Source organism: Blastococcus sp. CCUG 61487 (genome assembly GCF_005222955.1).
Taxonomy (GTDB): domain Bacteria; phylum Actinomycetota; class Actinomycetes; order Mycobacteriales; family Geodermatophilaceae; genus Blastococcus.
The window spans coordinates 1-11,070 of sequence record NZ_LWUA01000062.1 but is presented as its reverse complement, the minus strand read 5'-3'; the positions used below and the strand labels follow the sequence as shown (position 1 = coordinate 11,070).

Genomic DNA, 11,070 nt, shown 5'->3' with positions numbered 1-11,070 from the left:
ACCATGGGATGTCTGACCCGGCCACCGGGACACCGAGCAGACTGCGCACCATGCGCAACGTTTACCGCCGGTTCCGGAACCGACCGCGACCGGACCGGACCGCACCCCCGGAGGAGCCGGCGACGGCGGACGACGTCGACCCGGCCGTCGCCGAGCTGGTCGCGCTGGCCGCCGCGCTCGGCCTGGGACCGGAGCAGCTCGCCGGGCCGGTCCAGGCGATGTTCTCCGCGTCAGCCGACGACGCGTACCGGTCCGGTGACCATCTCGGCCTGCCCGCCGACGAGGCCCGCACCGCGCTGCAGGACATAGCCGACGGCGCGACCGCCGACGTCAACGGGCGCGGGATCGCCGCACAGCTGGAGGCGCTGCACGAGGAGCACGGTGCGGACACCGCGGACCTGCTCCGCCGGATCGCGGCGGGCTACGCCGGCTGAGCAGGACTCCGCTCACCGCAGGAGCTTGGACAGCCGCCGGTCGGCGAGCGGCTTGCCGCCGGTCTGGCAGGTCGGGCAGTACTGCAGCGAGGTGTCGGCGAAGCTGACCTCTCGGACGGTGTCACCGCACACGGGGCACGGCAGCCCGGTGCGGGCGTGCACCCGCAGGCCCGAGCGCTTCTCCCCCTTCATCGTCGCCGCCTTCTGGCCGCGCTGGCGGTCCAGCGCGTCGCTGAGGACGGCGCGCACCGCGTCGTGGAGACGGACCAGTTCGTCGTCGCCGAGCTTGTCGGCCATCTTGAACGGCGAGAGCCGCGCGGCGTGCAGGATCTCGTCGGAGTAGGCGTTGCCGATGCCGGCGAGCAGCGTCTGGTCGGTGAGCGCGCCCTTGAGCTGGCCGGACCGGCCGGCCATGAGCCGGGCGAAGGTGTCCCGGTCCACCTCCAGCGCGTCCGGCCCGAGCCGCGCGATCCCCGGCACCTCGGCCGGTGAGCGGACGACGTACACCGCGAGACCCTTGCGGGTGCCCTGCTCGGTGAGGTCGAAGCCGTTGCCGTCGTCGAGGTGCACCCGCAGCGCCAGCGGGCCCTTCCCCGGCTTCGGCGGCGCGGCCGGCAGGTTCTCCCGCCAGTGCAGCCAGCCCGCCCGGGCCAGGTGGACGACCAGGTGCAACCCGGAGACGTCGAGGTCGAGGAATTTCCCGTGCCGGCCGGCCCCGGTGATCTCGAGTCCGCCGAGCGCGGACAGCGGCGGGTCGAACGTCTTGATCGCCTGCACGGACGCGAGGTCCGCGCGGGCCAGCACGTGGCCGACGGCGTTCTCGCGCAGGAACCCCGCCAGCGCCTCCACCTCGGGCAACTCCGGCATCCGCCCATGATCGCCCGAACCCGAGCCGTCCGCCGTCCCCCGTACGGCGGTTTGTGCACAAACCGTCGGGGGGCGGGCAGCCGTCGACGTGCTTACGGTCAGCCCGTGCCGACGTCGTTGCTGTGGTTCCGGCGCGACCTGCGGCTGCACGACCACCCCGCGCTGCTCGCCGCCCGCGACGCCGCGGGTCCGGACGGCGACGTCGTCCCGGTCTTCGTGTTCGACGAGCGGCTCTGGGGCCCCTCCGGCGACCCGCGCCGCCGCTTCCTGCTCGACTGCCTGGCCGCGCTGGACGCCGACCTGGACGGCGCGCTTGTCCTCCGCTCGGGCGACCCGGCCCGGGCCATCCCGCACCTGGCTCGCGAGGTGGGCGCGACCACCGTGCACGTCAGCGCGGACGCCGGTCCGTACGGGCGGGCCCGGGACGACGCCGTCGAACGGGCGCTGGACGGCGTCCCGCTGGTGCGCACCGGCTCGCCGTACCTGGTGACCCCGGGGCGGGTGACCAAGCGCGACGGGACGCCGTTCCAGGTGTTCACCCCGTTCGCCCGCGCCTGGCGGGAGCACGGCTGGCGCGGACCGGCCGGACCGCCCGACGGCGTCCGCTGGCGCACCGGCGTCCCCTCCGAGGAGCCACCACCGGCGCCCGACCTCGCCGCCGACCTCCCCCCGGCCGGGGAGCGGGCCGCCCGCGAGGCCTGGGCCAGGTTCCGCGACGAACGGCTGGGCCGGTACGCCGAGGGTCGTAACCTGCCGGGCACGAACGGCACCAGCCGGCTGTCGCCCTACCTGAAGTACGGCTGCATCCACCCGCGCACGCTCGTCGCCGACCTCACGGGCGAGCGGGGCGAGCGGGATGAGCCGGGCGAGTCCGCCCGCCGCTACACCGACGAGCTGGCCTGGCGGGACTTCTACGCCGACGTCCTCTGGCACCGCCCGGAGTCCGCGCGCGAGTACCTCAAGCCGGAGCTGCAGGGGATGGGCTACGACTCCGGCCCCGACGCCGAGGCGCTCGTTCGCGCCTGGGAGACCGGCCGCACCGGCTTCCCGATCGTCGACGCCGGCATGCGGCAGCTGCGCGGCGAGGCCTACGTGCACAACCGGGTGCGGATGATCGTCGCCTCGTTCCTGGTCAAGGACCTGCACCAGGAGTGGACCCGCGGCGCCCGCTTCTTCATGCGGCACCTGGTAGACGGCGACCTGGCCAGCAACAACCACGGCTGGCAGTGGGTCGCGGGCACCGGCACCGACGCGTCGCCGTACTACCGGGTCTTCAACCCGGTCACCCAGGGGAGGAAGTTCGACCCGGACGGCGCCTACGTGAAGCGGTGGGTGCCCGAGCTCCGCGACCTCGAAGCGAAGCACGTACACGAGCCGTGGGCGGCGCCCGGCGGGATCCCGGCCGGCTATCCGGAGCCGGTCGTCGACCACGCGCACGAGCGCCGGGTCGCGCTCGACCGCTACGCCCGCGTGCGCGGCGGCTGATCAGCCGACCAGCAGCGATGCCCGCTCGCGCCGGAGCGTCGCGGTGCGGACGACGAGCGCGATGACGATCGCCGCCGCGGCGACCAGCGCGGCGAGCGCGACCGACCACGGCTCGACGTCGACGGCCACGGCGACCAGCCCCCACACCGCGGCGGCCGCGAACGGCCCGCCCGCGACACGGGCGCGCAGCACCAGCGCCGCGGCGACGAGCCCGACGGCGAGCAGCGCGGCCCACGCCCACCACTCGGCCGCCGTCCCGGTGGGCTCGGCGCCCAGCGCCACCCCCGCCTGACCGGTGTTGACCGTCGCGGCGATCGTCACCCAGCCCAGCAGCAGCCCGGTGAGGGCAGCGGGGAGCAACCGGTCCAGCCCCTCGGGCGCGAGGTCCTGCAGCCGGGCCCAGGCCACCGCGGTGGCCGCGACGATGCCGAAGATGACGACGACGGGCAGCCACGGCTGGTCGAGGCCGACCAGCGGGAAGACGACCTCCCAGACGGCGTTGCCCGCGAAGGCGGCGGCCAGCGGCCAGCCGGTGCGCCGGTGCAGCGCGCGGCTCCGCTGGCCCGGCAGCGCCTGGTAGACCGCCCACGCCAGCGCCAGGGCGAAGATCACGCCCCAGATGGAGAAGGCGTAGCCGGCGGGCGTGATCAGCGAACCGGTCTCGTCGCTGACGTCACCCACGCTGCGGTCGGCGACGGCCGAGCCGAGCGGGCTGCCGGCCACCTGGGCGACGGCGGCGACCACCACCGCCGCCGCCCGGATGCCGTCCCGCCGGTCCACGTCTCCTGGCGCCACGTCCCCTGGAGCCACGTCCCCTGCAGCCACGTCCCCTGAAGCCACGCCCGACCCCTGCGCGGACCCGGCCGCCGGGCAAACCCCGGGGTCAGCCGCGCAGCCGCGGCGCGGCCTGCGCGGCATCGCGCACGGTTCCCGGATCGGCGGCCAGCACGCGCGCCCACGCCACGAGCCCGGCGACGTCGATGCCGTGCGGCGACGTTCCCGCGTAGGGCTCGACGTTGCCCGCGCCCCGCCCGAGCAGCGTCCTCGCCCCCTGGGCGTTACCGCGTGCCGCGTGCGTGAGCCCGACGGCCAGCTGCGCCAGACCCCGCCACAGCTGCCGCTCCTCCGGCACCGAGGACTTCCACGCGTCCTCGAGCACCTCGTGGGCGTGGAACGGGCGGCCGGCGTCGAGCAGCTCCTGCGCCTCGGCCAGGGCCACCGCCGGCTCGCGGACGATCCCCTCGGGCGCCCGAGGCTCGCCCTGGGCACCGTGGGGGAGCGGCCGGCCCAGCGCGTCGCGCGGCCGGGCGTTGCGCGCCCGACCCTCGGCGTCCCTGTCGCGTGCGTCCACCCGCCCATCCTGCCCCGACGGGTGGACGGAAAAAAGTTTTGCGTTCAACTGCATCCGGTCCGCGGGGAGGCCCGGAAGGAGGGGATGACAGGCACCACCCTCCTCTGGAAGGACGTTCCATGAGCACCCTGCGCACCTTCGGAAGCGCCGCCGGCGCGGCCGCCCTCGCCGGCGGTCTGGTCTTCGTCGCCACCCCGGCGGCCGCGAACGACACCGCCACCGTCTCGGTCCTGCACGGCGTCCCGGACCTGCCGGTCGACGTCTACGCCAACGGCGAGCGCCTGATCGACGACTTCCAGCCCGGCACGCTGACCGACCCGCTCACGCTGCCGGCCGGCTCGTACGACCTGGCCCTGTTCCCCGCCGACGCCCCTGACGGCTCCGGCGAGCCGCTGCTCGAGGCGGCCGGCGTCACCGTTCCGGCGGGCGCCAACGCCACCGTCGTCGCGCACCTGCAGGAGGACGGCAACCCGACCCTGACGCCGTTCGTCAACGACACGTCGGCCGTGCCCGCCGGGCAGGCCCGCGTGACGGTCCGGCACACCGCCGCGGCTCCGGCCGTCGACGTGCGCGCCGGCGGCACCCCGGTGATCGAGGGGCTGACCAACCCGAACGAGCAGACGCTCACCGTGCCCGCGAGCACCGTCAGCGCCGACGTCGTCCTGGCCGGCACCGACACCGTGGCCATCGGCCCGGCCGACCTGGACCTGGCCGAGGGCTCCTCGACCATCGTCTACGCGTGGGGCAGCGGCGAGGCCGGCTACGAGCTGGCGGTGCAGACCATCAGCGGCACGCACTCGGCGCCCACCGGCGTCCCGGGCGGTTCGGCCGGCCTGGCCGACGAGGGCAGCGCGCTGCCCGCCGTGGCCGCGCTCTCGGTGGCGGGGCTGGCCCTGGCCGGCGCCGGCGCCGTCCGGCTCTCCCGCAGCCGCGGCTGACCGGAGCAACGCGATGAGACCCGCCGTCGCCACCGCCGTCCTGGGCCTCGCCCTGGCCGTCGGCGCCCCGACCACCTGGGCGCTGACGCGGCCGGAGGCGACGGCGGGCATCCCCGTGGAGGTGGCTCTCCCCGCGCCGTCACCGACGGCCGGGGGGAGCCCCGTCCCCACCCGCCCCGCGGCCCCGGCTCCCGCCCAGGCCGCACCCGCACCGACCCGCATCGCCTCCGCCGACCTGGGGATCGACGCCCCCGTGGACGCCGTCGGCGTCGCCGCCGACGGGCAGATGGAGCTCCCCGAGGACGTCTCCCGGATCGGCTGGTACCGGTTCGGCCCCGCTCCCGGCGCCGGCGGCTCGGCCGTCCTGGCCGGACACGTCGACGACGCCGAGCAGGGCCTGGGGGCACTGGCCCCCATCGCGGAGGCCGACGTCGGCGACGAGGTCACCGTCACCGACGCGGCCGGGACGCCGACCCGCTGGCGGGTCGTCTCCCGCGAGGTGATCACCAAGCAGGCCCTGCCGGTCGACCGGATCTTCGCCCGGGACGGCGCGCCGCGGCTGACCCTGGTCACCTGCGGCGGGCCGTTCATCCCGGAGCTGCGCAGCTACCGCGACAACGTCGTCGTGGTGGCGGAGCCCGCGCCGTGAGCGGGGCGGTGGCCCTCTGCCCGCCGATCCTGGGTAGCGTTCCGGCCGTGACCCCCGTGCCGACGACGTCTCGCGCCGTCGACCCGGACGACGCCGAGGTCGGCCGCCGGTTCGCCGCCGGCGAGGAACAGGCGCTCGCCTGGGCCTACGAGCGCTGGGCCGGGCAGGTGCACGGGATGGCCGTGCGCGCCTTCGGCCCGGGTCCCGACGCGGAGGACGTCACCCAGCAGGTGTTCGTCGCCGCCTGGACCGGGCGGGCGCGGTTCCGCCCCGACGAGTCGCCCCTGCCCGCGTGGCTGGTGGGCATCTGCCGGCACAAGATCGCCGACGCCTGGGCCCGCCGCGCCAAGCAGCAGCGGGAGGCCGATGCCGCGCTCACCGAGGCGCAGGCACGGCCGGGCGGTCCGGTCACCGCCGGCGTCGACACCACCGCGACCGACCGCGTGCTGCTGCTCGACGAGCTGGACCACCTGGGCCAGCCGCAGCGCGGCATCATCGAGCTCGCGTTCTACGAGGACCTCACCCACGCGCAGATCGCGGAGAGAACCGGCCTGCCGCTCGGGACGGTCAAGAGCCACATCCGGCGCACACTGGAGCGCCTGAGGACCCGGTTGGAGGTGGACGGTGCAGCACTGCACGCCTGAGCAGCTCGCCCTCGCGGCGCTGCGCGAGCCCCTGCCGGACGACGACGCCGCGCACCTGGCCGGCTGCGCCACCTGCACCGCCGAGGTCGCCGCGCTGCGGCGCGGGGTCGAGGCCCTCGCCGTCCCCCAGCTGGCGGCCCCCCGGGCCCCCGTCCCGCCGCCGCCGTCGGTGTGGGCGGGCATCGCGGCCGCCACGGGCGTCCGGGTCGAGCCCAGCGACATCGTCGAGGCGCGCCCCTCGGCCGGCGACGCCCCCGCTCCGCGCGTCGAGGACACCGGGCTCGCCGAGGTCGTCCCGCTGCGGTCCCGCCGGCGCGTCGCCCTGCTGGTCGCCGCCGCGGCGCTCGCCGGCGGCGTGGTCGGCGCGGGTGCCATCTCGGTGCTCCAGCGCGACGAGGGCGGCGAGCAGGTGACCACCGTCGCCCTCGACCCGCTCGGAGACAACGAGGCGTCTGGCGAGGTGCAGGTCGTCCGTCGCGACGACGGCTCGCGCGTGGTCGAGCTCGACCTCGACGCCCCGGACCTCGAGGACGGCTACTACGAGATCTGGCTGATCGACAGCGAGGTGTCGGGCATGGTCTCCCTCGGGGTCGCCCAGGTCGGCAGCAACGTCTTCGACCTGCCCCCGGGCCTGGACCTGGGCGAGTTCCCGCTGGTCGACGTCTCGGTCGAGCCGCTGGACGGCGACCCGACGCACTCCGGGGTCTCGGTCACCCGCGGGGAGATGTCGACCTGACGCTCCCGCACGAGGACCTCGCCGCAGCCTGGCGGAAGGCCCGTCCCCGTCCAGCCGGGCGGCACCTGGACAGCGCGGCCAGCAGCCGGCAGAGCTCGCGGGCGCTCGACGCCGCCGCGCACCACGCCCGGCACGAGGCGGAGCTGGGCGGCTACGTGGCCGAGGCCGCCGCCGAGGGCCTGCTGCAGCAGGGGCGCTCGGTGCTCGCCGGCCTGGTCGGGATGGCGGCCGCCGACCTCGCCTTCGTGGAGTCGGCGCAGGCCGCGTTCGCGACCCTGCTCACCGGCTGGCGGCTGCCCGCCGGCGCACGAGTGGCCTGCCTGCCGGGTGAGTACGCACCCAACATCGCCCAGCTGGGGGCCCACGGGCTGCGCCCGGAACCACTGCCCGTCAACGACCTCGGGCGCGCCGACCTCGACGGCGTGGCCCGGCTGCTCGAGACCGAGCCACCCCGGTTCGTGCACCTGCTGCACGTCCCCAGCCACCGCGGGGTGCTCCAGCCCGCCGCGGAGGTCGCCGCGCTCTGCCGGGCCGCCGGCGTGCCGCTCGTCCTGGACGCGGCCCAGTCTCTCGGCCACGTCGACACCGACGTGGGCGCCGACGTCGTCTACGGCACCTCGCGCAAGTGGCTGACCGGCCCGCGCGGCGTGGGTCTGCTCGTCGCCCGACCGGCGATCGCGGCCGAACTCGTGCCGGTGGTGCCGGCGGATCGGGCCGGCATGCGGGCATTCGAGAGCAGCGAGGCGCACGTCGCCGGGCGCATCGGGCTCACCGTCTCGGTGGGCGAGCACCTGGCGGCCGGCCCGGACCGGGTCCGGGAGCGACTGGCCGCGATCGGCCGGACGGCGCGCGGCCTGCTCGACGGGGTCTCCGGCTGGACGGTGGTCGAGCCGCACGACGAGCCGACGGCGACGACGACCCTGCGTCCGCCCGACGGCGTGGACGTCGCCGCGACCCGCGCCCGGCTGCTGGCCGAGCACGGCATCGTCCTCACCGCGATCGGTCCCGAGCGGGCGCCCGGTGAGATGACCGGCCCGGTGCTGCGGGTCTCGCCGCACGTCGACGCCACGCTGGAGGATCTGGAGGCGCTGGCCGCGGCCCTCTGAGCCGCGCCCTCAGTCGAGCGGGGCGTCGTCCACGACGACCTCCAGGCGCAAGTCGTCTCCGCTCTCGATGACCGTCACCGTCACGCCGTACCCGGGACCCTCGCCACCCAGCGTGAGGCGGCAGCGGGTGGTCGCCCCCTCCTCGTCCGGCAGCTCGTCCGGACAGGTGATGTCGGGACGGGGACCCACTTCCTCCTGGAGCGCGTCCTCGGCCACCGACGCCACCTCGGCGGGGGTCAGGGTCGTCTCGGCGCAGGCGCTCAGCGCGGCGGCCCCCAGGAGGAGGACGGGCAGCAGGTGACGAGGCACGGCGCTCCTCCGTCGGTCGGATGACCCCGAGCGTAGGGGTCGACCCGCCGGTGTGAGCCGTCGGCGATCCCCCTTGCGCGCCGACGGCCGACGCTTCTATGGTTCATTACATGAGTAATGAACCCAGGGACCTCGGCGGCCCTGGCGGCTCGGCCGGCGACTCGTGAACGAGGCAGCCGGCCCCATCTTCCGCCAGGTGGCGGAGGAGATCGAGAACGCGATCGTCGACGGCTCGCTGGCCGAGGAGAGCCAGGCGCCGTCGTCCAACGAGCTCGCCGCGTTCCACCGCATCAACCCCGCGACGGCCGCCAAGGGCCTCAACCAGCTGGTCGCCGACGGGGTCCTCTACAAGAGACGAGGAGTCGGGATGTTCGTCGCCACCGGCGCTCGCGAGCAGCTGCTCAAGCGGCGCCGCAGCGAGTTCGCCGACCAGTACGTCCGCCCCCTGATGACCGAGGCCAGGAAGCTCGGCATCTCCACCCACGAGCTCAGCTCGATGATCGATCGCTGGGAGGACCCGCGATGACCCCGCCCACCGCTGCGGCCGCGGCCGCCGTCTCCGACGTCACGATGCGCTTTCGGGGGCACACCGCTCTCGACCGGGTGTCGACGACGATCGAGGCCGACGGCATCACCGGGCTGCTGGGCCGCAACGGCGCCGGCAAGACCACGCTCATGCAGCTGCTCACCGGCCACCGCGTGCCCACGAGCGGCCGGGTCGAGGTCTTCGGAGCGCGCCCGTACGAGAACGACGACGTCCTCCAGCAGCTGTGCTTCATCAAGGAGGGCCAGCGCTACCCCGACCACTTCCGGGTGGGCGATGCCCTCGGCTACGCGTCGACGGTGTTCCCGTGCTGGGACGCCGAGCTCGCCGCCTCGCTGCTGCGGGACTTCGACCTGCCGGGCAAGCGACCGATCAAGAAGCTGTCGCGAGGCATGAACTCCGCCGTCGGCATCATCATCGGCCTGGCCTCCCGGGCACCGCTGACGCTCTTCGACGAGCCCTACCTGGGGCTGGACGCCGTCGCCCGGCAGCTCTTCTACGACCGACTGCTGTCGGACTACGCCCAGCACCCGCGGGCGATCGTGCTCTCCACCCACCTGATCGAGGAGATCGCGCCGCTGCTGGAAAGGGTGCTGCTCATCGACCGAGGCCGGGTCCTCCTGGACGCCGACGCCGAGTCGCTGCGCGGCACGGCGCTCACCGTGACGGGACCGGCGGCGCAGGTGTCGGCCTTCGCGGGCCGGCACGAGCTGCTCCACACCGAGACGCTGGGCGGGCACAGCCGCGCCGTCGTCCGGTTGCGCGACGGAGCCGACGTCGACGACGTCGCCGCCGCGGGCCTCGCCGCCGAGCCCACGAACCTCCAGCAGCTCGTCGTCGCGATGAGCCTGCGCACCAGCACGGCGGACCCCGCCGCACCGACCCGTCTCGAGGAGGTCTCCCGATGACCCGCGTCCTGCAGGCCGCACGGCTGCACCTGGTCCACCCGGTGGTGATCCTCGGGATCCCCTGGCTGGTGGTGGCCATCAGCTTCGCCATCAACCTGGCCGTCTTCCACCTGACCCCGGCCGGTGAGGAGGAGGGCTTCAGCGGCGGGGTGCTGGCCCTCTACGTCACCGTGCTCGTGGTCTTCGTCCAGGCGGTGACCCAGCTCCTGCCGTTCGCGATGGGCGTCAGCATCAGCCGGCGCACGTTCTTCCTGGGGACGGCGCTGGTCGCGGCCGTCCAGGCACTGCTCTACGGGATCGTCATCTCCGCGCTCGTCGCGATCGAGAACGCCACCGACGGCTGGGGCACGGGCCTGAACTACTGGGCACCGGGCATCTTCGAGGCCGACGGTGCGGTGGCGCAGGTGTTCTACTCCGGCGTCCCGATGCTCGCGTTCATGTGCGTCGGCATCGGGATGGGCGTGGTGCACCAGCGCTGGGGACAAGCCGGCACCTGGGGCCTGATCATCGGCTCGCTCGTCGTGTTCGGCGGCCTGGCCATCCTCATCACCTGGCTCGAGGCCTGGGGGGACGTGGCCGACTGGTTCACCGACCAGTCCGCCGTCACCCTGGCCGTCGGCCTGCCGGTGGCGGTCGCCCTGGCCGCGGCTCTCGCCGCGTTCCCCGGGATCCGACGCGTCGTCCCGTAGGCCGACCGGACGCCGGCGCCCCCGTTCCGTCACCTGACGGAGCGGGGGCGCCCCCGTCCCACCCCCTGCTTTTCCCCGGAAAAGCAGACGGCTTTTCCCCGGAAAGGCGGGCGGCTTTTCCCGGGAAAAGCAGGCGGGGGTGGGGGACGACGAAGGGCCCCAGCCTGGTGGCTGGGGCCCTTCGTGAATGGTTGTCCGGCGGCGTCCTACTCTCCCACCCCGTCTCCAGGGCAGTACCATCGGCGCTGAGAGGCTTAGCTTCCGGGTTCGGAATGTTGCCGGGCGTTTCCCTCTCGCCATGGCCGCCGTAACTCTGTGAACATGTCGAACCAGGTTGCTGGTTCGTGCGTTCAGAACCGCACAGTGGACGCGTGATCTTCGTGTTGACTCGTGAGCAGGAGGTGCTCGCA

At 74.8% G+C, this 11,070-nt stretch carries 14 protein-coding genes and 1 rRNA gene; 10 read left to right on the top strand and 5 right to left on the bottom strand.

The window, feature by feature from the left end; translation table 11 throughout:
* Positions 1–434 (top strand): hypothetical protein (locus A6V29_RS05370; protein ID WP_212719013.1); only part of this gene is annotated, 434 nt, incomplete at its 5' end.
* 12 nt (positions 435–446) lie between these two features.
* Here the strand turns inward: A6V29_RS05370 and A6V29_RS05365 are convergent.
* A complete protein-coding gene (locus A6V29_RS05365) occupies positions 447–1,301 on the bottom strand; it encodes an Fpg/Nei family DNA glycosylase (RefSeq protein ID WP_137159348.1) in 855 nt (284 codons plus the stop codon).
* Between the two features lie 105 nt (positions 1,302–1,406).
* Between A6V29_RS05365 and A6V29_RS05360 the strand changes: the two genes are divergently transcribed.
* Positions 1,407–2,786: a cryptochrome/photolyase family protein gene (locus tag A6V29_RS05360; RefSeq protein ID WP_212719010.1), complete on the top strand. Its 1,380-nt coding sequence runs from the start codon at positions 1,407–1,409 to the stop codon at positions 2,784–2,786.
* Here A6V29_RS05360 and A6V29_RS20640 read toward each other — a convergent pair whose 3' ends face one another.
* Both A6V29_RS20640 and A6V29_RS05350 read right to left on the bottom strand, forming a co-directional pair.
* Positions 2,787–3,566 (bottom strand): TspO-related membrane protein, encoded by a 780-nt coding sequence (locus A6V29_RS20640; protein WP_170977700.1) that lies wholly within the window; start codon positions 3,564–3,566, stop codon positions 2,787–2,789.
* 103 nt (positions 3,567–3,669) lie between these two features.
* Positions 3,670–4,137, bottom strand: a complete 468-nt coding sequence (locus A6V29_RS05350) for a DUF309 domain-containing protein (protein ID WP_137159345.1) — start codon at positions 4,135–4,137, stop codon at positions 3,670–3,672.
* A 119-nt stretch (positions 4,138–4,256) separates the two neighbouring features.
* Between A6V29_RS05350 and A6V29_RS05345 the strand changes: the two genes are divergently transcribed.
* The 5 genes from A6V29_RS05345 to egtE are packed head-to-tail and all read left to right on the top strand — an operon-like array spanning position 4,257 to position 8,210.
* Positions 4,257–5,075 (top strand): DUF4397 domain-containing protein, encoded by an 819-nt coding sequence (locus A6V29_RS05345; RefSeq protein WP_137159344.1) that lies wholly within the window; start codon positions 4,257–4,259, stop codon positions 5,073–5,075.
* Between the two features lie 13 nt (positions 5,076–5,088).
* Positions 5,089–5,724: a class F sortase gene (locus tag A6V29_RS05340; protein ID WP_137159343.1), complete on the top strand. Its 636-nt coding sequence runs from the start codon at positions 5,089–5,091 to the stop codon at positions 5,722–5,724.
* Positions 5,725–5,771: 47 nt separating this feature from the next.
* A complete protein-coding gene (locus A6V29_RS05335; protein WP_249933037.1) occupies positions 5,772–6,368 on the top strand; it encodes an RNA polymerase sigma factor in 597 nt (198 codons plus the stop codon).
* The gene (locus A6V29_RS05330; RefSeq protein ID WP_137159342.1) at positions 6,349–7,104 is read left to right on the top strand and encodes an anti-sigma factor; all 756 of its coding nucleotides are present in this window, start codon (positions 6,349–6,351) and stop codon (positions 7,102–7,104) included. The genes A6V29_RS05335 and A6V29_RS05330 overlap by 20 nt, the downstream gene beginning before the upstream one ends.
* Positions 7,101–8,210, top strand: coding sequence for an ergothioneine biosynthesis PLP-dependent enzyme EgtE (gene egtE, locus A6V29_RS05325; protein ID WP_137159350.1), 1,110 nt, complete (start codon positions 7,101–7,103; stop codon positions 8,208–8,210). Before A6V29_RS05330 ends, egtE begins: the two co-directional genes overlap by 4 nt.
* A 9-nt stretch (positions 8,211–8,219) precedes the next feature.
* On the opposite strand, the gene A6V29_RS05320 is transcribed toward egtE, so the two are convergent.
* Complete coding sequence (locus tag A6V29_RS05320; RefSeq protein ID WP_137159341.1) at positions 8,220–8,519, bottom strand: DUF4333 domain-containing protein; 300 nt, start codon at positions 8,517–8,519, stop codon at positions 8,220–8,222.
* Positions 8,520–8,682: 163 nt separating this feature from the next.
* Between A6V29_RS05320 and A6V29_RS05315 the strand changes: the two genes are divergently transcribed.
* The 3 genes from A6V29_RS05315 to A6V29_RS05305 are packed head-to-tail and all read left to right on the top strand — an operon-like array spanning position 8,683 to position 10,660.
* Positions 8,683–9,045, top strand: a complete 363-nt coding sequence (locus tag A6V29_RS05315; RefSeq protein ID WP_137159340.1) for a GntR family transcriptional regulator — start codon at positions 8,683–8,685, stop codon at positions 9,043–9,045.
* On the top strand, positions 9,042–9,971 hold the full coding sequence (locus tag A6V29_RS05310; protein ID WP_137159339.1) for an ABC transporter ATP-binding protein: 930 nt from the start codon (positions 9,042–9,044) through the stop codon (positions 9,969–9,971). Before A6V29_RS05315 ends, A6V29_RS05310 begins: the two co-directional genes overlap by 4 nt.
* Complete coding sequence (locus A6V29_RS05305) at positions 9,968–10,660, top strand: hypothetical protein (protein WP_137159338.1); 693 nt, start codon at positions 9,968–9,970, stop codon at positions 10,658–10,660. Before A6V29_RS05310 ends, A6V29_RS05305 begins: the two co-directional genes overlap by 4 nt.
* Before the next feature lie 193 nt (positions 10,661–10,853).
* Here A6V29_RS05305 and rrf read toward each other — a convergent pair.
* A 5S ribosomal RNA gene (rrf, locus tag A6V29_RS05300) occupies positions 10,854–10,970 on the bottom strand.
* Positions 10,971–11,070 lie beyond the last annotated feature (100 nt).